17 protein-coding genes are annotated in these 22,684 nt (G+C 72.0%); 8 read left to right on the top strand and 9 right to left on the bottom strand.

Annotated features, from left to right (window positions below):
* Positions 1-72 precede the first annotated feature (72 nt).
* A complete protein-coding gene (locus tag ABD327_RS31360; RefSeq protein WP_344455965.1) occupies positions 73-5,538 on the bottom strand; it encodes an ATP-binding protein in 5,466 nt (1,821 codons plus the stop codon).
* A gap of 230 nt (positions 5,539-5,768) precedes the next feature.
* Positions 5,769-6,623: an alpha/beta fold hydrolase gene (locus ABD327_RS31355; RefSeq protein WP_344455963.1), complete on the bottom strand. Its 855-nt coding sequence runs from the start codon at positions 6,621-6,623 to the stop codon at positions 5,769-5,771.
* A 149-nt stretch (positions 6,624-6,772) separates the two neighbouring features.
* On the opposite strand from ABD327_RS31355, the gene ABD327_RS31350 reads away from it, so the two are divergent.
* A complete protein-coding gene (locus tag ABD327_RS31350; RefSeq protein ID WP_344455961.1) occupies positions 6,773-7,702 on the top strand; it encodes an alpha/beta fold hydrolase in 930 nt (309 codons plus the stop codon).
* A gap of 150 nt (positions 7,703-7,852) precedes the next feature.
* Entirely contained in the window at positions 7,853-8,905 is a 1,053-nt protein-coding gene (locus ABD327_RS31345) for a LacI family DNA-binding transcriptional regulator (RefSeq protein ID WP_344455959.1), read from the top strand.
* Positions 8,906-8,988: 83 nt separating this feature from the next.
* Here the strand turns inward: ABD327_RS31345 and ABD327_RS31340 are convergent, their stop codons facing one another.
* The 5 genes from ABD327_RS31340 to ABD327_RS31320 form a co-directional block, all read right to left on the bottom strand.
* Entirely contained in the window at positions 8,989-9,765 is a 777-nt protein-coding gene (locus ABD327_RS31340) for an SDR family NAD(P)-dependent oxidoreductase (RefSeq protein ID WP_344455957.1), read from the bottom strand.
* Positions 9,762-11,096 carry a histidinol dehydrogenase gene (hisD, locus tag ABD327_RS31335; protein WP_344455955.1) on the bottom strand — a complete coding sequence of 445 codons (1,335 nt, stop codon included), beginning with the start codon at positions 11,094-11,096 and terminating at the stop codon, positions 9,762-9,764. The genes ABD327_RS31340 and hisD overlap by 4 nt, the downstream gene beginning before the upstream one ends.
* 327 nt (positions 11,097-11,423) lie before the next feature.
* A complete protein-coding gene (locus tag ABD327_RS31330; protein WP_344455953.1) occupies positions 11,424-12,155 on the bottom strand; it encodes a TetR/AcrR family transcriptional regulator in 732 nt (243 codons plus the stop codon).
* Positions 12,156-12,179: 24 nt separating this feature from the next.
* Positions 12,180-13,835 carry an FAD-dependent oxidoreductase gene (locus tag ABD327_RS31325; protein ID WP_344455951.1) on the bottom strand — a complete coding sequence of 552 codons (1,656 nt, stop codon included), beginning with the start codon at positions 13,833-13,835 and terminating at the stop codon, positions 12,180-12,182.
* 16 nt (positions 13,836-13,851) lie between these two features.
* On the bottom strand, positions 13,852-14,874 hold the full coding sequence (locus tag ABD327_RS31320) for an AurF N-oxygenase family protein (RefSeq protein ID WP_344455949.1): 1,023 nt from the start codon (positions 14,872-14,874) through the stop codon (positions 13,852-13,854).
* 227 nt (positions 14,875-15,101) lie between these two features.
* Here ABD327_RS31320 and ABD327_RS31315 point away from each other — a divergent pair, with 227 nt between their 5' ends.
* Entirely contained in the window at positions 15,102-16,505 is a 1,404-nt protein-coding gene (locus ABD327_RS31315) for a M1 family metallopeptidase (protein ID WP_344455947.1), read from the top strand.
* A 42-nt stretch (positions 16,506-16,547) separates the two neighbouring features.
* Here the strand turns inward: ABD327_RS31315 and ABD327_RS31310 are convergent, their stop codons facing one another.
* Complete coding sequence (locus ABD327_RS31310) at positions 16,548-17,381, bottom strand: MerR family transcriptional regulator (protein ID WP_344455945.1); 834 nt, start codon at positions 17,379-17,381, stop codon at positions 16,548-16,550.
* 167 nt (positions 17,382-17,548) lie between these two features.
* Between ABD327_RS31310 and ABD327_RS31305 the strand changes: the two genes are divergently transcribed.
* Positions 17,549-17,965, top strand: a complete 417-nt coding sequence (locus tag ABD327_RS31305) for a pyridoxamine 5'-phosphate oxidase family protein (RefSeq protein WP_344455943.1) — start codon at positions 17,549-17,551, stop codon at positions 17,963-17,965.
* Positions 17,966-18,068: 103 nt separating this feature from the next.
* On the opposite strand, the gene ABD327_RS31300 is transcribed toward ABD327_RS31305, so the two are convergent.
* Positions 18,069-18,890 (bottom strand): enoyl-CoA hydratase/isomerase family protein, encoded by an 822-nt coding sequence (locus ABD327_RS31300; protein ID WP_344455941.1) that lies wholly within the window; start codon positions 18,888-18,890, stop codon positions 18,069-18,071.
* A 157-nt stretch (positions 18,891-19,047) separates the two neighbouring features.
* On the opposite strand from ABD327_RS31300, the gene ABD327_RS31295 reads away from it, so the two are divergent.
* The 4 genes from ABD327_RS31295 (at position 19,048) to mftA (ending at position 22,681) form a co-directional block, all read left to right on the top strand.
* Positions 19,048-19,944 carry an LLM class flavin-dependent oxidoreductase gene (locus tag ABD327_RS31295; RefSeq protein ID WP_344455939.1) on the top strand — a complete coding sequence of 299 codons (897 nt, stop codon included), beginning with the start codon at positions 19,048-19,050 and terminating at the stop codon, positions 19,942-19,944.
* Positions 19,945-20,056: 112 nt separating this feature from the next.
* On the top strand, positions 20,057-21,541 hold the full coding sequence (locus tag ABD327_RS31290) for an MDR family MFS transporter (RefSeq protein ID WP_344455937.1): 1,485 nt from the start codon (positions 20,057-20,059) through the stop codon (positions 21,539-21,541).
* A gap of 100 nt (positions 21,542-21,641) precedes the next feature.
* A complete protein-coding gene (locus tag ABD327_RS31285) occupies positions 21,642-22,448 on the top strand; it encodes a mycofactocin-coupled SDR family oxidoreductase (RefSeq protein ID WP_344455934.1) in 807 nt (268 codons plus the stop codon).
* Between the two features lie 125 nt (positions 22,449-22,573).
* Complete coding sequence (gene mftA, locus ABD327_RS31280) at positions 22,574-22,681, top strand: mycofactocin precursor MftA (protein ID WP_344455932.1); 108 nt, start codon at positions 22,574-22,576, stop codon at positions 22,679-22,681.
* Positions 22,682-22,684: the final 3 nt, after the last annotated feature.

Below are 22,684 nucleotides of genomic sequence, written 5' to 3'. Positions count from 1 at the left end.
TGGCCACCGCCGTCGCCGAGGGGCGGCTCGCCCCCGGAGACAAGATCGCCTTCGTGGGGCTGGCGGGCGGGGTCAGCCTCGGCGGGCCCCGATGGCCTCGATGATGCGGGGGCGCAGTTCCGCGGCGCGGATGACGGCGTCCACGGAGCCGACCTCGACGGCGCGGCGGATGTCGTGCACGCGGTCGAACTCCGAGGCGACCTCGCCGAGCTTCTCGGCGCGGACCGACGAGCGGAGCTCGTCGAGTTCGGCGATCAGCGCGGCGCGGTCGGCGCCGGAGGCCGCCGCGAGGCGGGCCTCCAGGTCCCGGACGCGCGGGTCGGCCGCGGTGCGGGCGTTGACGTCGCCGGCGAAGACCACCGCGGCGGCGGGGGCGCCGCCGAGCACCGAGGCGAACGAGCCCTCCAGGGCGAGCACCGTCATGTTCGGGTTCAGCGCCTTGGAGAACACCACGAACGCGCCGCCGTGGTACCGCGAGATGACGCAGAACACGATGGGGCCGCGGAAGTTCACGATCGCGCGGCCGATCTCGGCGCCGTACTCCAGCTGCAGGCTGCGCATCGACTCCGGCGAGCCGTCGAAGCCCGACAGGTTCGCCAGCACCACCAGCGGCCGGTTGCCGCTGGCCGCGTTGATCGCGCGCGCCGCCTTCTTCGACGAGCGCGGGAACAGGGTGCCCGCGGTGTAGGTGTCCGGGCCGTCGGTGGGCGGGAAGCCGCGCCGCGGCACCGAGCGGGACTCGATGCCGAGCAGGCACACCGGGATGCCGTCCAGGTGCACGTCCTGCACGACCGCGGTCTCCGCGTCGGCCATGCCCGCCCAGCGCTCCAGCACCGGGTGGTCCTGGTCGGCCAGGGCCCGCATCACGGTCCGGATGTCGAACGGCTTCTTGCGGTCCGGGTTGGCCTCGGCGGAGAAGATCTCGCCGACGGTGGCGAAGTCGCTGCCCTCCACGGTGTGCGGGAAGTCCGAGACGTCGCGGTCGGCGGGGTCGGTGGTCGTCGCCCGTCGCGGCCCGTCCTCGCCCGGAGCCACGTAGGAGTGGGCGTAGTGCGACATCAGGATGTCCCGCGCGGCGGTCAGGTCGGGCGCCCAGTACTGCGCCTGCCCGTTGGGGCCCATCACCCGGTCGTAGCCGCCGATGCCGAAGTTGTCCTCGGCCGACACGCCGCCGGAGAAGTCCAGCGACTGCTTGCCGGTGAGCACCATCGCCGAGTCCGGCGTCATCACCAGGATGCCCTTGGTGTGCATGAGCATCGTCGCCTCGGCGTTCCAGTACGGCTGCGCGCCGACGTTGATGCCCGCGACCACGATGTTGATCTCGCCGCCGTCCTGGGTGAACTCGACGATCCGCTTGAGCGCCGCGGCCACCCAGTCCATGTTCTCGGTGCCCGACTCCATGGAGATCCGGGCGCCGGAGGACAACGCGTACCACTCCAGCGGCACCCGCATCCGCTCGGCCAGGTCCAGCGCCGCGATCACGCGGCGGCACTCCGGCTCCGACAGCGCGCCGAGCGACTTCGTCGGGTCGCCGAGCAACACCACCCGGGTGACGCCCTGCGGGTGCAGCGTGGTCGGCGTGGAGACCACGCCCGCGACGATCGCCGCGGTGTTCCCGCCCCTCGGACGGTCGACCGGCACCAGCGCGTGGTCGGAGTCCAGGTCGTACTCGGTGAAGTCGCCGAGCAGGCCGGTCAGCTCGTACGGGTAGACGGTGTTGCGGCCGGCGGCGCGCAGCACCTTCAGCCGGTAGGCGTCGAGGGGCTCGACCGGCTCGGTCGGCGGCTCGCCGAAGGTCACCTCGACGCCGCCGGCGGCGCCGAAGGAGATCCGCATGGAGATCTTCTCGAGCTCACCGGTCTGCGGGTCGCGCTCCCGCGCGATGAACAGGATCTCCTCGACGCCGGCGCCCGCGGCCCTCGGCAGGATCCGCTCGGCGAGCATCCCCAGCTCGTCGCGGGTCAGGTCGCTCGGCGGCCAGACGTAGACCACGACCCGGTTGGTGCTGAAGCGCGTCTTGGACGGCCGCCGCGACTGGGCGCGGCGGATCGAGTCGAGGCAGGCGGCGACGGAGTACTCGGCGGTCGGCAGCGACAGCAGCCTGCCGTCCTGCTCGCGCAGCGCGGTCAGGTCCCGCACCTGCGCGAACGCGATGAGGCGGTCGTCGGAGGGGTTCTCCCGCGCCACGCCCCGGAAGAGGTAGACCTCCTCGTCCAGCGACGGCAGCCGGGTGAGGTCGAAGCCGCGCAGCCGCTCCAGCTGCATGCGCTGCGCGATGTGCGGGTGCAGGCCGCGGATCAGCCGCTCCTCGGCCATGCCGGCGGTCGAGGGACGGAACGTGAAGTGGTGGTGCATCACGGCGCCGTGGCTGCCCGCGACGGTGGTGGTGAGCCTGCGGACCTGCCCGGGCAGCGGGTGCGCGCTGACGACCTCCTGCAGCGCGGCCGCCATCGCGTCGAAGTCCTCGGGCTGGTTCTCCCAGGCGAGGTAGACGTCGGCGTCGATGGAGTTCTCGCCGCCCGCCAGTTCCGCGAGGCCGCGCAGCGCGCCGCCCAGCGTCTCGAAGCGCACCGCGGCGGAGACCAGGTGCGAGCCCTCGCGTTCGGCGATCGTGAACGAGCAGCCCTCGGCCTCGCGGGTGCGGACGCCGGTGAGGCCCTTGTTGCCGTAGTACCGCCGGGTCAGCACCTCCAGCATGACGGAGTCGCCGGGCCTGCCGGAGTCGTCGCGGACGATGCGCTGCCCGAGCAGCCGTACCAGCGGCTCGGTGCTGCGCACCATCTCGTCGATGCGCTCGGCCCGGTCGGACGCGTCGGGGTTGGCGTCCAGGTGGCGCAGGTGCCTGCGGACGTCGGCGTAGACGCGGGCGCGGTTGCGGCGCAGCAGCGGCTGGCCGAACCAGGTGAACATCACGCCGCGCGCCAGGTCGGCGATCGCGGGGAAGCGGACCTGGGTGGCGGTCACCAGCCGCTCCAGCGCGAGGCCCGCGGGCTCGCGCAGCAGCGCGTCCGGCGCGGGCTCCTGCAGCCACGCGCGCAGCAGCGCCGTGACGACCGCGGCGTCGGCGGCCGCGCGCTGCTGGGCGAGGAAGATCCGGAAGACCGCGGCCTCGAGCTCGGGGGAGCGCTCCAGCTCGGTGACGGAGTAGTGCCCGAGCGCCTTGGAGAGCTTGGCCTGGAACGCCTCCGGAAGCCCGGCCCGCTCGACGTCGAGGCTCTGCAGGTAGGTGTGGAAGTACTCGCGGGCGCTGTGCAGGTGGCCGTCGCCGCCGTCCTCGCCCGTCTGCCGGTTGCGGCTCAGCTCGGCGAGGTCGGCGAACACCTCGACGAGTTCGAGCTCTCCGGCCAGCGTCCGGTGGCCGTCCTCGGCGGCCGCACCGCGCGTGGCGAGGTAGCCGTCGAGGACCCGGCGCTCGTCGTGCGGGTCGACGTCGAAGCCCAGCAGCAGGCTGTGCAGGTCCTCCAGGCCGCGCTCGGCGCGCTCCCGCGCCGGGATCGTCCCGGACTCGACGGGAAGGTCCAGCTCGACCGTCGCGACGGCGGCGGCCGGGCCGGCCTCGGCCTCGTCGGCGATCGGCTCCAGCCGCAGCAGCGGCGCCCCGGTCTCCACCTGGCTGCCCACGGACACGGCGCATTCCTTCAGCCGCGCCTTGAACGGCGCCCGCAGCACCGTCTCCATCTTCATGCTCTCCAGCACCAGCACCGGCGCGCCCGCCTCGACCTCGGCGCCGACCTCCAGCGGGGTGGCGACGACCAGAGCGGGCGCGGGGGAGCGGACGACGCCGCCCTCGTCGCGGCTGACCCGGTGCGTCACGCCGTCCACCTCGACCAGGTGGACCGGCCCGTGCGTGCCGGTGAGCAGGCGGTACCGGGTGCCGTTGACGACGATCCGCCCGGTGTGCTGGTCGAAGCGCTCGAGCTCGACGTCGGCGGTGCGGACGTCGTCGCCCGCCTCGACGCCGACGCGGAACCGGTGCGGGCCGACCCGCGCGACGCGCACGCGGTAGCCGGCGCCGCGCAGCTTGAGGTCCAGCGGCCGCCCGCTCTCGTGCTGCACCTGGGGGCGCCCGCCGAACGCCGTCGACAGCAGCCGCTGCCGCTCGACGCGCTCCTCCTCCTCGTACGCCTCGATGGCGGCGGCCGCCAGCGCGACGGCGGAGTGCCGGTGGGAGACGAGCCGGCCCTCGTCGCGGACGCGGTCGATCCAGCCGGTGTCGGCGCTGGCGTCGATCACCTCGGGCTGGTCGAGCAGGTCGAGCACGAAGCTCTTGTTCGTGGTGCCGCCCTCGATGACCACGGTGGTCTCGGTCATCGCGCGGCGCAGCCTGCCGAGCGCCTCCTCGCGGTCGCGGCCGTAGGCGATGATCTTCGCGATCATCGAGTCGAAGTCGGCGGGGATGGTGTCGCCCTCGCCGACGCCGGTGTCCACGCGGATGCCGGGCCCGGCGGGCAGGTCCAGCCGCGCGATGCGGCCGGGGGAGGGCGCGAAGTCGCGGTCGGGGTCCTCGGCGTTCAGCCGGGCCTCGACGGCGTGGCCGCGCTCCACCGGCGGCTCGCCCTCGAGCCTGCCGCCGGACGCCACGTGCAGCTGCGCCTTGACCAGGTCGAAACCGGTGGTGGACTCGGTGATCGGGTGTTCGACCTGCAGACGGGTGTTGACCTCGAGGAACGCGAACAGCCGATCGCCCGGGTGGTAGAGGAACTCGACGGTCGCCGCGCCGCGGTAGCCGACCGCGACGGCCAGCCGCTCGGCGGACGCCTTGAGCTCGGCGGTCTGCTCGGCGCTGAGCACCGGCGACGCCGACTCCTCGATGACCTTCTGGTTGCGCCGCTGCACCGAGCAGTCGCGGACGCCGAGCGCCCACGCGGTGGCGCCGTCGGCGATCACCTGGACCTCGACGTGCCGGGCGCCGGTGACCAGGCGCTCCAGGAACACCACGCCGCTGCCGAACGCCCGCGCGGCCTCCTGGCTGGTGCGCTCGTAGGCGTCGGCGAGGTCGGCCTCGTTCGTGACCACGCGGATGCCGCGCCCGCCGCCGCCCGCGGTCGCCTTCAGCATCAGCGGGTAGCCGACCTCGGCCGCCGAGGCCAGGGCGGCCTCCAGGGTCTCGACCGCGCCCCGGCTCCACGGCGCGACCGGCACGCCGACCTCCTCGGCGATCAGCTTGGCGCCGATCTTGTCGCCGAGCTTGCGCATGGCGTCCGGGCTCGGCCCGACGAAGGCGACCCCGATCTCCTCGCACAGCTCCGCGAACGCCGGGTCCTCGGCGACGAAGCCCCAGCCGACCCAGGCGGCGTCGGCCCCGGTCTCCTTCAGCGCGCGCTCCAGGACCTTCAGGTCGAGGTACGGGCGCGCGGAGGCCGGCCCGAGGTCGTAGGAGAGGTCGGCTTCGCGGACGAAAGCGGCCGAACGGTCGACGTCGGTGTACAGGGCGACGGTCTCGATCCGTGTCCCGGTCTCCGCGGCAATGTCCCGTGCGGCATGGATGAGCCGCATGGCGGCCTCACCACGGTTGACAATGGCGATGCGACTGAACACCCGACCAAGCCCTTCTGCAGACAACGAGGTACGCGCCGCGGCACGGAGATCGCCCGGCAGTGTTCACCTTCCCCCCTACCGGCCGGTCGCGCCATGCCGGAGACAGCGCACCCTGTGGGGCTCCAGTTGTAGAAACCATCCAAAGCCGACGGCCGCCAGGGCCCGATCGTGAGACGCGAAAACGGACTAACGGTGCACTTTTCTCCACCTGGTCGAAACGGGGCCGCCGTTCAGGAGGCGTAGGTCAGGAAGCCGCGGACGGCGTCCGTGAAGGCCTCCGGCTCGTCGGACAGCACGCTGTGCCCGCTGTGCTCGAAGATCCGCAGGTCCGCGCCGGGGATGCCGCGCGCGATCTCGGCGGAGAACTCCGGAGCGCAGATCCAGTCGTGGCGGCCGCCGATCACCAGCGTCGGCGCGGTGATCCGGTGCAGGTCGCCGGTGACGTCATAGGTGCGCAGGAAGCCCCCGAATCCCTCGTTGAGGGCGTCGGGGTTGAGGATGCGGCGCCGCTCGCGGCTCTTCTCCAGGTCGAAGGTGCGCGAGTACAGGGGGCCGAGCACCTCGAAGTACTCGCGGAGCTGGTCCTCGCTCTCGAAGGCGCCCGACCACAGCGGTTCGGCCGCGGCCCGCTGTTCGGGGGTGCCCCGCTCGGCGAGGATCTCCCGCGCCCGGGGGAGGAAGCGGTGGCTGGGCGTCGTCGCCACGGCGATCAGGTGGGACAGGTGTCGGCCGTAGCGGGCCGCGTAGGAGAGGGCGACCATGCCGCCGTAGGAGACGCCCAGCAGCCCGATCTCGTCCAGGCCCAGGTGCAGGCGCATCGCCTCCAGATCCTCGACGTTGTTCTCGAGCGTGTAGGTCTCTTGAGGGCCACGGGCGGACCGCCCGCTGCCCCGGTGGTCCAGGTAGACGATCTGCGCCTTGTCCGCGAGCGCCGAGAGCACCGGCTTGAAGGCGCTGTGCTCGCTTCCCGGCCCGCCGTGCAGCGCGAACAGGACGGGCTGGTCGCGCATCTCGCCCTTGTAGTGGACGAGGCCTGGGCCCTCGACGTCGAAGTACAGGCTGGTGCCGCGGACTTTCGCGTACATCCCGGTATCCCTTCGCGTTCTGATGGTCATCAGTTGTCTACCGCACGATCGCCCGGGACCGGGGCTCGTGAGGGCGGGAGCCGCTGGGGTACGGTCCGTGACCGGGCCGGGCTCCGTCCGCGCACCGCCGACGAGGGAGGCACGGCCGCATGGCGAACAGCGTCACACCGAGCGACTGGGGGGGGCTCGCCTCCCGCGGGGTGGCGACCAACGGGGTCGAGCTGCACGTCGTCGAGCACGGTGAAGGCCCGCTCGTCGTGCTGTGCCACGGCTTTCCGGAGCTGGGGTTCTCCTGGCGGCACCAGGTGTTCGCGCTGGCCGAGGCCGGCTACCGGACGCTGACGCCCGACCTGCGGGGATACGGCGCGAGTTCCCGTCCCGGGGACGCCGGCGCCTACGACGTCCTGACGCTCTGCGCCGACCTGGCGGGCCTGCTGGACGAGGCGGGCGCCGCGGACGCGATCTTCGTGGGGCACGACTGGGGCGCCTCGCTCGTCTGGCAGATGGCCCTGCTGCATCCCGAGCGCGTCCGCGCGGTGGCCGGACTGAGCGTGCCGGCCTCCCCGCGGGCTCCGGCGCCCCCGATCTCGATCCTGCGCAGGCGGCTGGGCGACGACTTCTACATGTGCTGGTTCCAGGAGCCGGACGTCGCCGACGCCGTCCTGGCCCGGGACGTTCGCCGCACCCTGCTGGCCGACGCCATCGACGCCTCCTCATGGAGCGAGAGCCCCGCCGGACCGCTTCCGGCACGTCCCTGGCAGAGCGAGGAGGACCTGGCGGTCTTCGTCGAGGCGTTCGAGAGGACGGGCTTCACGGGAGGCCTGAACTACTACCGCAACATCGACCGCAACTGGTCGCTCACCGGGCATCTGGCGGGCCGCTCCATCGACCGGCCGTCCCTGTTCGTCACCGGATCCGAGGATCCGGTGGCCGGGTTCATGACCGCGGGCAGGCTGGAGTCCGTGCTGACCGACCTGCGCGGCGTCGTCGTCCTGGACGGCGCGGGCCACTGGATCCAGCAGGAGCGCCCCGACGACGTCACCGCGGCCCTCCTGCGGTTCTTCGCCACCCTGGACTAGCGGGACGCCGGGGTGACCGGGCGGACAGGGAGCCGTCTTCTGTGCATGCGCATGCATGAAAGGGTGTGCGTTAAAGTCGGGTGCGGGTCGGTGCCCGGCCCGGCGGTCCACGCCGGCGCGTGACGGGGCTTCCTGAAGAAAGGCCGGGCCATGGCGGAACAGCCGATCCCGCGGAAGCGGGCGCAGGGGCGGCTCCCCTCGAAGGGCGGGCCCGTCACCAGTTACGACGTCGCGCGGCTGGCGGGCGTCACCCAGCCGACGGTCTCCCGGGCCATGCGCGGCGACCGCGTCGCCGAGATCACCCGGCTGCGCGTGCTGGCCGCGGCCGAGCAGCTCGGCTACGTGCCCAGCGACGCCGGCCGCAGCCTCGCCACCCGCCGCACCAACCGCATCGGCGTGGTCGTGGCCGACCTGCGCAACCACTTCTACCTCGAGGTGCTCACCGCCTTCGAACGGCGGCTGGCCGAGGCCGGGTTCCAGGTGACGCTGTTCCGCCAGACCGACGACGAGGACGCCCTCCTCTCGCAGCTGTCGGCCGGGGGCGTCGACGGCGTCGCGCTGACCTCGCTCACGCTCGACTCCCGCCTTCCCCGGGCCCTGCGCGAACGCCGCCTCCCCGGCGTGCTGCTGAACCGCGAGACCGGCCGGCTCGACGTCGACGTCTGCGTCTCCGACAACGTCGCCGGATCCCGCCTGGTGGCGGAGCGGCTGCTGGAGCTCGGGCACCGGAAGGTGGGAGCCGTCTTCGGCCCCGCCGACACCAGCACCGGCCGCGACCGGGCGCTGGGCTTCCGCGAGGCGCTGGCGGAGGCGGGGGTGGCCCTGCACCCGGCCGCTTGTAGAGAGGTCGAGTACACGCATGCCTCAGGCCATGACGCGCTGCTGGGGATAGTCGACTCGCCGCACCGGCCCACCGCGGTCTTCTGCGCCAACGACGTGCTGGCCATCGGGGCCGTCAACGCGGCGAAGAGCCGCGGGATCTCCCTGCCCGAGGACCTGACGATCATCGGATACGACGACATGGAGATGTCGGCGTGGGAGGTGTTCGACCTGACCACCGTCCGGCAGGGCACGGAGACCATGGCCGCCACCGCGGCCGAACTCCTCCTGCGCCGGGTGGAGGACCCCGATGCCGAGGTGCGCCGGGTGGTCGTGCGGCCCGAACTGGTGATCCGCTCCACGGACGGCCCCCCGCGGCCGTGACCTGACAGGCCCCGGCCGCGGGCGGCGCCCCCGACGCGTCCTCCGCCCGGCCCCTGGTGTCCTCGTCAGGGTGCCGCCGGACGTCAGGCGATCATTCCGGCCGACAGGTCGATGTCGGCGCCGCACATCCCGGGGATCTGCAGCATCGCGACGAGCCCGGCTCCCACCTCGTCCTCCTCGACCAGCCGCTCCAGCGCGGCGCGGGAGACGAAGGCGCGTTCGGCGTCCTCGACGGTGCCGCCCGTCGCCTGAGCCTCCAGGCGGAAGTTCCGTGCCATGCGCTCGCCCCGCACCGGGCCGGGAGAGAGCGAGTTGACCCGGACGCCGCGCGGGCCGGCCTCGAAGGCCAGGGTGCGGGTCAGGCCGAGGACCGCCATCTTGCTGGCGGCGTAAGGGGTGCGGCGGATGAGCGGCCGCTTGCCGGTGACCGAGGCGAGGTTGACGACGTCGCCGTCGCCCCGCTCGTACATCGGGGGGAGGAACGCCCGGCACATGAGGTAGATGCTGCGGACGTTGGAGGAGAACACCGCGTCCCAGTCCTCGGGCTCGATGTCGGTGATCGGGGCGACGGGGCCGCCGACGCCCGCGTTGTTGACCAGGATCGAGACCGTCTCGCCGGCGAGTTCGTCGCGGAGGGCGGAGACCGACTCGGGGTCGGCCACGTCGCACACGGCCGTCCGGATCTCCAGGCCCAGCCCGCCGAACTCCTTCGCCACCGAGGCGAGTTTGGCGGTGTCGCGCCCGACCGCGATGACGCGGCATCCGGCCAGTCCCAGGTGGCGGGCCATGGCGCGGCCCAGGCCGCTGCCGCCTCCGGTGACCAGCGCGGTCCGTCCGGCCAGCGCCGGAACCGCGTTCACAGCGCCTCGCCCGAGGGGAGTTCGACGCCGATCTCGCGCAGCCACGCCGGGGTGCCGTCGAGGCGGGCGGCGCGGATGTCGCCGGAGCGGGCGTGCCCTTCGAACAGCTCGACGCGGGAGGCTCGGCCGCAGACCCGGCCGAGCTCCGCGCTCGTCCGAGGGTTCAGGACCTCCTGGTAGGTGACCGTCTTCAGGTACTTGCCGACCCACAGGCCGCCCGTGTAGTTCGCGGCGCCCCGGGTGGGCAGGACGTGGTTCGTGCCGATCACCTTGTCGCCGTAGGACACGCAGGTGCCCGCGCCGAGGAAGAGCGCGCCGTAGTTGCGCATCTCGGTGAGCGCGTCCCTCGGCTCGGCCGTCAGGACCTGGACGTGCTCGGAGGCGAAGGAGTCGGCGATCCGCCACGCCTCGGCGAGGTCCGCCGCGACGATCACCTGGCCGTGGTCGCGCCAGGCCGGTCCGGCCAGGTCGCGGGTGGGCATGCCCGGCAGGATGCGGTCGACCAGGTCGATCACCTCGCGGCCGAGCGCCTCGGAGGTGGTGACCAGGATCGCGGGGGAGTCCGGCCCGTGCTCGGCCTGGCTCAGCAGGTCCACCGCCACGGTCACCGGGTCGGCCGTCTCGTCCGCGACGATGAGGATCTCCGTCGGGCCGGCGATCAGGTCGATGCCGACGGCGCCGAACAGCTGGCGCTTGGCCTCGGCGACGTAGGCGTTGCCCGGCCCGGCGATCAGGTCGACCCGCGGAATCGTCTCGGTGCCCAGCGCCAGCGCGGCGACCGCCTGGATGCCGCCCAGCAGGTGGATCTCGTCCGCCCCGGCCAGTGCCATCGCCGCGACCGTCTCGCGGGGGACCTCGCCGCGGATCGGCGGCGTACAGGCCGCGACGCGCTCCACGCCCGCGACCTTCGCCGTCACGATCGTCATGTGGGCCGACGCCACGAGCGGGTAGCGCCCGCCCGGCACGTACGCGCCCGCCGCGCCGACCGGTATGTTCCGGTGCCCGAGGATCACCCCGGGCAGCGTCTCGACCTCCACGTCGGTGATCGCCGCGCGCTGGGCCTCGGCGAAACCGCGCACCTGGGCCTGCACGAACCGGATGTCCTCGATCACCTGCGGATCGACGCCCGCGACGATCTCCTCGACCCGTTCGGCCGACAGCCGGAACGACTCGGGAGACCACCCGTCGAACTTCTCCGAGTACCGGCGGACCGCCTCGTCGCCGTTCGCCCGGATGTCGGCGAGGACCTCGGCCACCGCGTCCCGCACCCGCGTGTCGGTCTCCGCGACACCCGCCGGGGCGCGAGACGCCCCCTTCAACTCGATCGGCATGCGGTTCCCTTCGACTTCTTCCACGGCGGCTTCCCGCGGGCGGCTTCTCCCACGGTGCCCGCAGCATGTTCTGCATGCGCATGCAAAGTCAAGTGGCCGCAGGTCTCCTCGGCACCGCGATGGGGCTGTCGGCCTCGTGCCGCCCGCTCACTTCAGCTGATCTACAATGTAAAGGCGGCGGGCTTCAAGTGCGGGACGCGGCAGGACGCCGAGTTCGCCTCCGCCAGGCCGGCGCACCGTATGCAGGTGATGAAACGAGAGCGAGAGGCCCCCGTGTGAGTACGCCGTCTCCGAGGCGCCGCTGCCCGAGTACGTGAAAGGCGCCGGTCAGCCCCGGTCGACGGCGAGGGAGGCCTGCTCCAGCAGGGTCTGCACCGGCTGGTCCCGGGGAAGGTCGACGCCGAGGGACCGGGCGTGGCCTTCCAGGAGGTACCAGACCGAGTCGCTCAGGGAGCTCACGAGCACGGAGGCCGGGGGACGGTCCTCGCCGAGGACCAGCCAGCGGCGGACGGCACTGAAGACCGCGCCCACGAGGCCGAAGGCCAGCGGGTCGATCATCGCGCGCTCGTCGTCGCTCAGAGGGGCGCCGAGCGTGTCGAGGGCGGTGACGACCACGCTCATGACCTGCTCGGAGATGCGTTCCAGACCGCGCTGCAGGGGGCCGGCCGTGCGGGTGGCGGGATCGGACTCGGCGAGGCGGTGCAGGGAGGGGTGGGCGAGCGCCCAGTTCACGTAGCGGGAGACGACCCGCTCGATGATGTCGGGGATGGTGCCGTCGAGGGCGACCGCGGGCAGCAGCTCGTCGGACAGGCCGTCGACGACCGCAGTCCGCACCGCCCGGTCGAGGTCGGCGCGGTCGGCGAAGTGCCGGTAGATCACGCTGCGGGTCAGCCCGGCCCGGTCGGCGATCCGCTGGAGGTGGACGTGGGCTCCGGGCTCGTTCTCCTCGATCACGGCGATGGCGGCGTCGACGATGTGCTGCTGCCGTTCGTGGTTGTGCCGGTCCCAGCGGGCCTGGCGTCCGTCGGGCCGCTCCACCGCGCGATCCGGCACCGACATCGTGTTGACTCCGTCCTCGACTCCTCAGCGTGTGCTGCCGCCAGCGTAGCGGCCCGCACGCCGGTCGCGGGCGGCCACCCGTTCGAGCTCGGCGATGTCGACGATCTTCCGGCGGGGCCGTCCGGCGGACGCGCCGCGCCGCCGCTCCTCCTCGTCGACGGCCCGCCACCCCGCCAGGTCGACCACGGGCACGCCGCGCGAGCGGAGCAGGTCCTCGAGCGGCCGCGGGTCGCGCGGGCCGCGGCCGAGCAGGCCCGCGTCGAGGTCGTCGAGGAGGCTCCCGACCGTCTCCCGGGCGCAGGTCTTGTTGCTGCCGATGAAGCCGGTGGGGCCGCGCTTGGCCCAGCCCGCGACGTACACGCCCGGGCGGACCCTGCCGCCGGCGTTGCGCACCGTCCCGGTGTCCGGGTCGTGGGGCAGGTCGCGGACGGGGACGCCGCGGTAGCCGACCGAGCGCAGGACCATTCCCGCGTCGAGTCGCTCGACCCGGTCGGTGAGCCGGGCGCGGAGGACGCCGTGCTCGTCGGGGACCAGCTCGGTGCGGGCCACCCGGAGCCCGGTCACCCGCTCGGGGCCGAGCACCTCGACGGGCGCCGCGCCGAAGCGCAGGACCATCGTGCGCAGCGCCGGATCCACCGGGCGGCGGGCCAGTTCCGCCAGTGCCGAGAGCCGCGGGTCGTCGCCCGCGAGGTCCTCCGGCGTCGCCTCGACCAGTACGTTGACGACGTCCCGGAGAGCCGCGAGCCCCACGAGCTCGGGGAGGGTGAACGCCGCCTGCGCCGGGCCCCGGCGGCCGAGGACCACCACCTCGCGGACCCGGCTCGCCGCCAGCGCCGCCAGGGCGTGGTCGGCGATGTCGGTCGAGGCCAGCCGGGCGGGATCGGCGGTGAGGATCCGCGCGACGTCGAGGGCGACGTTGCCGTTGCCGACCACGACCACCCGCTCGTGGTCCAGGCGCACGTCCAGGTTCCGGTGGTCGGGGTGGCCGTTGTACCAGCCGACCAGCTCGGTGGCCGAGAGGGAGCCCGGGAGGTCCTCCCCGGGGACGTCGAGCGGACGGTCGGCGGAGGCGCCGACGGCGTACACCACCGCGTGGTGGTGGCGCGTCAGCTCCTGGAGGGTCACGTCCTCGCCGACCTCCACCCCCAGCCGGTAGCGGAAGCCGGGCTGGTCCTCGACGGCCCGGAACAGCTGCTCGGCGCGCTTGGTGTCCTGGTGGTCCGGCGCGACCCCGGCGCGGAGCAGGCCGTACGGCGTGGGGAGCCGGTCGTAGACGTCGACGCTCACCTCGGGGTGCTTGAGGAGTTCGTCGGCGACGTACAGCCCGGCCGGGCCCGCCCCGACCACCGCGACGCGCACCGGGGCGGGGTCGAGGAGGCGGCGCTGCCGGGGCACCAGGGCCAGCGGCGTGCGGTCGGCGTGCGGGTTGCTCCGGTAGTAGGCGGCGTTGATCTCGAGGAAGGGCAGCTCGTGGGGCTGCAGCTTCGTGTGCGGGACGATCGCGCCCACGGGGCAGGCGGTGACGCAGGCGCCGCAGTCGACGCACGCGGCGGGGTCGACGTGCAGCATCTCCGCCTCGGCGAACCCGGGGTCGCCCGGAGCCGGATGGATGCAGTTGACGGGGCAGGCGACGACGCAGGAGGCGTCGTTGCAGCACGACCGCGTCACGACGTACGGCATGTGGTGACTCTTTCGTTCAGGACGCGGCCGAGGCCGGCTCGCTGCGGAACCGGGACGGGCGGCCGTCGATGCGGCACATCCGCCACAGCACCCGGGAGGCCGGATTCATCAGGTCCAGGGACTCGGCGAGCATCCGGACGTCGGCGAAGAAGTCGCGCAGGGTCTTGCGGGACTCGGGGTCGCGCCACCAGACCTCGCGCGCCACCGACCGGGGGATGCCCATCCCGCGGCGGGCCTCGCGCCCGGGAACCATGATCACGTCGCACAGCCATCGCATGATCAGCGGGAAGAGCAGGGAGAGCAGGGCCCGCCGCACCCGGTTGAGCCGCGGCACGTGGTGCTGGAGGAACCGGTGCGCGAAGCCGATGTGGCGCGCCTCCTCCGCGACGTGGATCTGCATGATCCGCTGCAGCAGCGGGTGCGCCTGCGCTCCGGAGCGCAGAACGGCCTTCTGCAGGTGGTCGATGGGCTCCTCGCCGGCCAGGACGCCGATGAAGAACGCGGCGGGCACCCACGCGGCGGCCAGCGGGATGAACGGGAAGGCCAGGCGGAAGAGGCGCGGCGCGCCGGGCACGTCGACGCCCGAGCGGTTCACGAACTCCTGGAACATCTGCGTGTGGTGGCACTCCTCGGTCGCCTCGTGCGTGGAGTACCGGAACTCGGGGTCGCCGTTGCGCAGCCGGAACGCGTGCTGCATCAGACCGGCGATCAGGACCTGCTCGAACTGCAGGCCCACCTTGTTGATGTTGGCCTGCCGGTAGAGCCCGATCCGGACCTGCTCCTCCTTCGGGAGCGCGAGGTACCAGGGGTGCCGACCGAGCACGTCCTCCCGCGGGAGGATCCACCGCTCGTCGTCGGCGCGCACCGCGTACGCGGGGTCGTCCCACGGGATGTCGAGGAACGCGTCGAAGTGCCGGTGCACGGACGCCTCCGACAGGGTCTTCAGCGTCTCGTGGTAGTCCGTGCGGCGGCCGTCCGGGCGCGGCCCGGCCGGCTCCGTCCCGACCATGGTGGTCGTGACCTGCTTCGTGGCGCTCATCTCGTCACCCTCCTCGCCTCGGGTCCGTCCCCCCGAGATTAGTGCGACATCGCGTCGCAAGTAAAGGGTTAGTGCGACGCGATGTCGCACGAACTGTCACGGCCTTCGCGCGACCTCCCCGATCGTGAAGATCGTTGCGGAATGGACTCGCGTTAAAGGAGGACTTGTGGCTGTAACACGGGGTCGTCAGGATTTGCGCGACAAGCGGTTAATCGGAGGGAGAAGCGATGAGACGGGGCGGATCGGTCACCGCGGCGGTGCTGACGGCGGCTCTGGCGTTCGCGCCTGCGGTGCAGGCGGGGGAGAGGTTCACGCCGGGGGCGGCGGGGGGCGGGGACCCGTACTTCCCGGAGAACGGGAACGGGGGATACGACGTCCAGGACTACGACCTGGCGTTCGAGTTCGAGCCCTCGAGCGGGGCGATCGTCGCGACCGCGCGGATCCGGGCCAGGGCGACGCAGAACCTGTCGTCGTTCAACCTCGACTTCCTCGGGCCGCTGGAGATCGACGACGTCAAGGTGAACGGGCCGGCGTCCTGGAAGAGGGAAGGGGCGCAGGAGCTGGTCGTCACCCCGCGCAAGGGTCTCAAGCGGGGCGCGACGTTCGTGGCGACGGTGAAGTACCACGGCGTCCCGCAGCGCATCGACGACGATGCTCTCGGCACGTCCGGCTGGATGGCCACGGACGACGGCGCGGTCGCCCTCAACCAGCCGTTCGGCGCCGCCACCTATTACCCCGTCAACGACACGCCCCGGGACAAGGCCACCTACAGCGTCACGGTGACGGCGCCGTCCGGCCTCACGGCTCTGTCGAACGGCGAGAAGGTGAAGGAGACCTCGCGCGGCGGCCGCACCACCGTCACATGGAGGATGAGGCACCCGATGGCCAGTGAACTGGCCATGCTCGCGATCGGCAAGTTCAACGTGACGAAGGGCAGGACCCCCTCGGGCATCCCGTCGATCACCGCGATCGACACGGCGCTCGACACCGCGCCGGACCAGTCGGCCACGTTCTTCGCCACGACGAACACGGTGACCGACTGGATGCAGAAGACCTGGGGCCGCTACCCGTTCACCTCCACCGGCGGCATCGTCGACCGCATCGGCGTCGGCTACGCCCTGGAGACCCAGGGCCGCTCGGTCTACGACGTGAGCCAGCCGGGCCGCCAGCCGAACACCGGCACGATCGCGCACGAGCTGGCCCACCAGTGGTTCGGCGACAGCGTCACGCCGTCCCTCTGGAAGGACATCTGGCTCAACGAGGGCTGGGCGACCTACAACGACTGGCTGTACGCCGAGGCCACCGGCGGCCGCACCGCCCAGGCCGCGTTCGACGCCGCCTACGCCCGCGCCGAGACCAACCCGGCCTGGCAGACCGTCATGGGCGACCCCGGCCGCGACGGCATCTACGACTGGTCGTCCTACACGCGCGGCGCGATGACCCTCCACGTCCTGCGCACCACGATCGGCGACGAGAAGTTCTACAAGCTCGGCCGCACCTGGTCCGCGAAGTACAAGGACGCCAACGTCACGACGGCCGACTTCCGGGCCCTCGCCGAGAAGGTCTCGGGCCGCGACCTCGGCGCCCTGTTCACCGCCTGGGTCTACACCCCGGGCAAGCCCTCCCTGTGACCTGCGGGAGCGGGACGTCCCGGGACGTCCCGCTCCCGCAGGTCACCCGGATACGCCGGTCCCGTCGAGCTCGCGGATCGCCACGGTGGTCTCGACGCCGTCGTCGTGCAGCAGCTGGCGCATACGGGAGATGTCGGCGTAGGCGGCGTCAAGAGGGTGCGTGAGCAGGCGTGAGAGCGCGGTGCCGTACTTGGCCATCGAACTCCTGCCCGGAATGAATATCGACAGCTCGTCCCGGGCCTCGAAGGTCTGCACCTCGACGTCATCGGGCAGGGCCGCGAGGGCCCTCTCGTCCGCCGTGACGGGGACCTTCACCAGCCAGTGCGGCCCCTCGGCGGTGAGGCTCCGCCTCTTCTGGTCCGGAGTCTCACCGGCCCAGGCCCGCCAAGGGGTTCCCGACACGACGGCTCCGCACGACTCCACGATCCCGACCAGGTCCTGAACGGCGGCGGTGACGGAGGAGTCGTCTTCGTCCCAGCCGTGCCCGGCCGACGTGCCGGGCACCGGCTTCGACACCACGATCGTCTCGGGCGCGTGACGCAGGCGGACCTCCGGCCGCGAGCCGAGGAGCGCGTGCGCGTCGCTGATCGCCTCGTCCTGGGCACGCCGCCGACGCCGTACTTCCGCCTCATGCCGCCGCAGCAGAGCCGGCGCCGCGTCCGGCTCGTCCAGAGCGCGCCGGACGAGTTCGACGCTCATTCCCGTGCCGCGCAGGACGGTGACGAGCGTGGCCTGTTCGACCTGGTCGAAGGTGTAGGAGCGGTAGCCGGTCCGCTCGTCCACCTCGGCCGGGACGAGCAGCCCCTCGGAGTGGTAGAACCGCAGCGTCTGCGGCGTCAGCCGGCACATCTCGCTGAACTCGCTGATGGACAACATGGCACCAGGTTCGCCCCTCCTGTAACCATAAGGTCAAGCGCCGGAGACACATTCCGGCGGCACGGCGGTGCCGGCGCGGAACCGGATCGCCGGTTTCTTCGCCGAGAGCGCGTAAACGGGCGTGGGGCGGGCAGCGATCCGGGTGGAGGATCCACGGAGGGGGAGACGTGAGCGGAGCGGAACCGAGCAGGATCATCGAGCTGTCCTCGCAGGAATGCCTTGACCTGCTCGGAAAGGAGGGCGTCGGCAGGGTCGCCTTCACCGACTCCTCCGGGCCCGCCGTGGTCCCCGTCAACTACACCCTCGAGGACGGCACCGTGGTCTTCCGGATGGCCTCCGGAAACTGGCTGGACCAGGCGCTCACCACGTCCATCGTCGGGGCCGACGTCCGCATCGCCTTCCAGGCGGACCATATCGAGCCCGGCACGCGAACCGGCTGGAGCGTCCTCATCCGGGGCGCCGCCCACCACTTCACCCCCGACGCTTCGGAGAATCCGCCCGTCACTCCCTGGGCGGGCGGCGACCGCCGCTCCTACATCCGCCTCCTTCCCCGCGAGATCACCGGAGTCCGCCTGATCGGTTGACCGGGCGGACTCCGGCGGCGTTCGGCGCGTCGCGGAACAGCCGGGGAGTCCGCCTTCGCGGAGCGGAAGCCCGCCGTCCGGCAGGGTGCGCCGCCCGCGGGGGTCAGAGGTCCAGGGGGTGCTCCCGGTTCACGGAGGTGAAGTCCGGGCGGCGCTTCTCGCGGTGGGAGGCGAGCCCTTCGGCGACCTCGTGGCCGCCGAATCCGAGGAACTCCAGACCGAGGGAGGTCTCGAAGATGGGGGAGGCGACGCGGTACCAGTGGTTGAGGGAGCGTTTGGTCCAGCTGATGGCGGCGGCGGGCCCGGCGGCGAGTGAGGTGGCGACGCGCAGGGCCTCGTCCTGGACCTCGTCGTCCTCGACGCATTTGGAGACGAGGCCGATGCGCTCGGCCTCCTCGCCGGTGAGGGTCTCGCAGGTGAGGAGGTAGTACTTGGCCTTGGCCATGCCGCACAGGAGGGGCCAGCAGATGGCGGCGTGGTCTCCGGCGGCGACGCCGAGGCGGGTGTGGCCGTCGACGATCTTGGCGGAGCGGGCGGCGATGGAGATGTCGGCGAGGGTGCCGATGACGAGGCCCGCGCCGACCGCGGGGCCGTGCAGGGCGGAGACGACGGGTTTGGAGCAGTTGATGACGCCGTAGACCATGTCGCGGGCCTCGCGCATCACCCGGGTGCGGGCCGTGTAGTCCGCCGCGAGCTGTTCGATGAGGTCGAAGGTGCCGCCGGCGGAGAACGCCTTGCCCGCTCCGCGTACCAGCACGGCGCGGGTGGTCTCGTCGCGGTCGATCACGTGCCAGACGTCGGCGAGTTCCCGGTGCATCCGGGGGTCGACGGCGTTGAGGTTGGGGGCGTCGAACGTGATCCGCAGGACGCCGTCGGCGGGACGGTCGAACTTCAGGGCGGTGAACGCCGCGTAGGGGTCGGTCATGGGGCTCCTTCTTCATGGCGGATAGGGGTAAGTGAATCCTTGCTCATGGTGCGTCCCCCGGATGTCCCCGGGCCGTGATGCCAGATCATTCTCTTCATTGAGAAGAACGTTCTTGTGTGCTGGAGTGGTCGGGCCGCAGCCGATCGAGGAGTCGCAGATGAGCCCGACCTTCCACCTCTTCCTCCCGCAGATGCGCATGTCGCACGAGACCATCGTGGAGCGCGCGCTCGTCGCCGAGTCCGCGGGATTCGAGGGCATGGCGTTCATGGACCACCTCGCGCCCCCGCTCGCCTACGAGCACGAGATGTGGGAGGCGATGTCGATCGCCTCCTGGGTCCTCGCCCGGACCACCGTGCTCCAGGTCGGGCACCTCGTCCTGTGCGACGCGTTCCGGCACCCCGCGATGCTCGCCCGTCAGGCCGTGTCGCTCGACCACGCGTCCGGCGGCCGGTTCGAGGTCGGCATCGGCTGGGGCAGCGTGCCCGCGGAACTGAGCACGTTCGGGGTGGGCTCCACGGAGCCGCGCGAGCGCGTCGGGCGGCTGGCCGAGTCGCTCGAGATCATGCGCGGCCTGTGGACCGGTGAGGCGTTCGACTACCACGGCGAGCACTTCACCCTGCGGGGCGCGCTGCAGCGCCCGGTCCCGACCCGCCGCATCCCCGTCACCGTCGGCGGCGTCGGCGAACGCACGCTCGCCCTCGTCCGGGCCCACGCGGACTGGTGGAACGTCCCGATCCACGCCCTGGACAGGATCGGCGAGCTCCGTGACCGGGCGGGAGGGGCGCGCGTGTCGATGCAGTCGATGATCGCCCTGGTCTCCTCCGAACGGGAGCGGGAGGAGGCGACGGCACTGGTCCGGCGCCGCTACGGCGGCGCGAGGTTCCTCGAGAACATCGTCGTGGGCACCGCGCCCGAGCTCACCGAGCACTTCATCCGGCTGCGGGCCGAGGGCGTCGAGCGCTTTTACACCTGGTTCACCGACTTCGCCCGGGTCGAGACGCTGCACCGTTTCGCCGAGGTGATCGAGGACGTCGCCGCGGCAGGGGAAAAATAACTGACAGGTCAGGCATAAACTGCGACACTGCGGAGTTTGGGCTTTTTCAGGGTTCGGCGCAGGTCGTGCCGTCACCGACCAGCCCGCCGAACAGAGAAAGGCCCGCACCGCAGTGGAATCCATTTCCGATACCGTCAAGCCCGCTCCTTCGCCCCCGGAGGACGAGCAGGCGATGCCGCGCCACGTCAAGATCGCCATCGGGCTGCCGATCCTCGCCGCGTTCGTGATGATCCTCAACGAGACCGTCATGAGCGTGGCGCTGCCCCGGCTCATGACCGAGTTCTCCGTCGGGGCCGCGACGGCGCAGTGGCTGACCACCGGGTACCTGCTGACGATGGCCGTGATCATCCCGACCACCGGCCTGATCCTCCAGCGGTTCACCACCCGGTCGGTGTTCGTCGCGGCGACGTCCCTGTTCGCCGCGGGCACGCTGCTGGCGGGGCTGGCGCCGCACTTCGGCGTGCTGCTGGCCGCCCGGGTGATCCAGGCGTCGGGGACGGCGATGACGCTGCCGCTGCTGATGACCACGATCCTCACGCTCGTCCCGGCCGCGCGCCGCGGCGGCACGATGGGGTTCGTCGCGATCGTGATCTCGGTCGCACCGGCCGTCGGACCCACCTTCTCCGGACTGATCCTGTCCTCACTGAGCTGGCGCTGGCTGTTCCTGGCCGTCCTCCCGATCGCCGTCCTGACGGTCGCCGTCGGGATCGCGCTGGTCAAGAACGCGGGCACCCCCAAGCCCGTACGCTTCGACCTGCCGTCCTTCGCGCTGTCCGCCATCGGCTTCGGCGGCCTGGTCTACGGCCTGAGCAGCATCGGCGAGGCCGTCGGCGGCCACGCACCCGTCCCGCCCGCCGTCCCGCTCGCGGTCGGGGCGGCAGCGCTCGCGCTGTTCACCGTCAGGCAGATCCGCCTGCAGCGCGGTGACGCGGCGCTGCTCGACCTGCGGCCCTTTCGGACGCGCGCGTTCGCCGTCGGCATCGTCCTGCTGCTGGTCTCCATGGGCGCCCTGTTCGGCGCGCTGATCCTGCTGCCGATCTACCTGCAGAACGTCCGCGACCTGACCACCCTGGAGACCGGCCTCCTGCTGCTGCCCGGCGGTCTGGCCATGGGACTGGTCTCGCCGCTGGTCGGGCGCCTGTCCGACCGGTTCGGGCCGCGCCCCCTCGTCATCCCCGGCACCTTCGCCCTGGCCCTCTCCCTGGCGCTGATGAGCCTGCTCGACCAGACGTCCCCCGTCTGGTTCGTGGTCCTGGCCCACGTGCTGACGAGCCTGGGCATCGGCTTCGCCATGACCCCGCTGATGACCTCGGCCCTGGGGTCCCTGGACGAGTCGCTGTACTCGCACGGCAGCGCCATCCTCAACACGCTTCAGCAGCTCGGCGGAGCCGCCGGCACCGCCCTCTTCGTGGCGATCATGACGATGGGCGCCGACACCGCGGTGAAGGGCGGCATGACTCCCGTCTCGGCCCAGGCCGCGGGCATCCACGACGCGTTCCTCTGGGGGGCCGGTCTCGGCCTGGCCGCCGCCTTCCTGTCCTTCGCGGTCCGGCGCCAGGAGAGCGGATCCGCCGAAGGCGGTCTCGTCCCGCACTGACCCCGGTGCCGCCCGGTCTTCCCACGTGGGACGGCCTCTTCCCATTAATGACACTAGGTGCCACCATATGGCCCAGTCGTTTCGCCGAGAAGAGGATTCCATGGGACGTTTGACGGGCAAAGTCGCCTTCATCACCGGTGCCGCACGGGGCCAGGGCCGGGCGGAGGCCGTCCGGCTCGCCGCCGAGGGCGCGGACATCATCGCGGTCGACATCGTCGAGTCGGCCAGCCGGTACGTCAGGTACGAGCCCGCCACGCAGGCCGAGCTGGACGAGACCGTCAAGCTCGTGGAGGAGCAGGGCCGGCGGATCGTGGCCCGCAAGGCCGACGTGCGCGACCTGGGCGCGCTCGAGGCGGCGGTGCAGGAGGGCGTCGCGGCGTTCGGCCGGCTGGACGTCGTGGTGGCCAACGCGGGGATCGTGAACTACGGCCGCACCTGGGAGCTGACCGAAGAGCAGTGGCAGGACGTGATCGACGTCAACCTCACCGGAGTGTGGAAGACGGTCAAGGCCACCGTGCCGACGCTCATCGAGCAGGGGCAGGGCGGTTCGGTCATCCTCATCAGCTCGGTCGCGGGCCTGAAGGGGCTGCCCTTCCTCGCCCACTACGCCGGCTCCAAGCACGGCGTCGTCGGCCTGGCCAAGGTCCTCGCCAATGAGCTGGGCGAGCACGACATCCGGGTCAACACGATCCACCCGCACGGCGTGAGGTCGGGCATGGTCGACACCTCGATGACGGAGTACATCGAGAAGTCCCCGCTCCTCGGCCCCGTCTTCATGCCGACGCTGCCCTACCAGATGGTCGAGCCGGAGGACATCGCCAACATGGTCGCCTTCCTGGCCTCCGACGAGAGCAAGTACATCACCGGCGCCCAGCTGCCCGTGGACCTCGGCGCGCTCAACCGCTGACACCGGACACGAGGACGTTACTTCCGCGCCCTTCCTTTCGGCACTCGATGCATTTAGTATTCCCGACATCCGCCGGTGTGAAGCACCTCTCACCGGCGGCAGCCCCCGATGAGAAGGAGACCCCCATGGGTGAGACCCACGCCCTCCCCGTTTCCGGCGACCAGGCCGAGGACGCCGTCGTCGAGTCGCTGATCGAAGAGGTCTCGATCGACGGCATGTGCGGCGTCTACTAAGCG

It is taken from the genome of Actinocorallia aurantiaca (assembly GCF_039533685.1).
GTDB lineage: Bacteria > Actinomycetota > Actinomycetes > Streptosporangiales > Streptosporangiaceae > Actinocorallia > Actinocorallia aurantiaca.
Note: the sequence above shows the minus strand (reverse complement) of the source record. Positions and strands in the feature narration are given on the sequence as shown.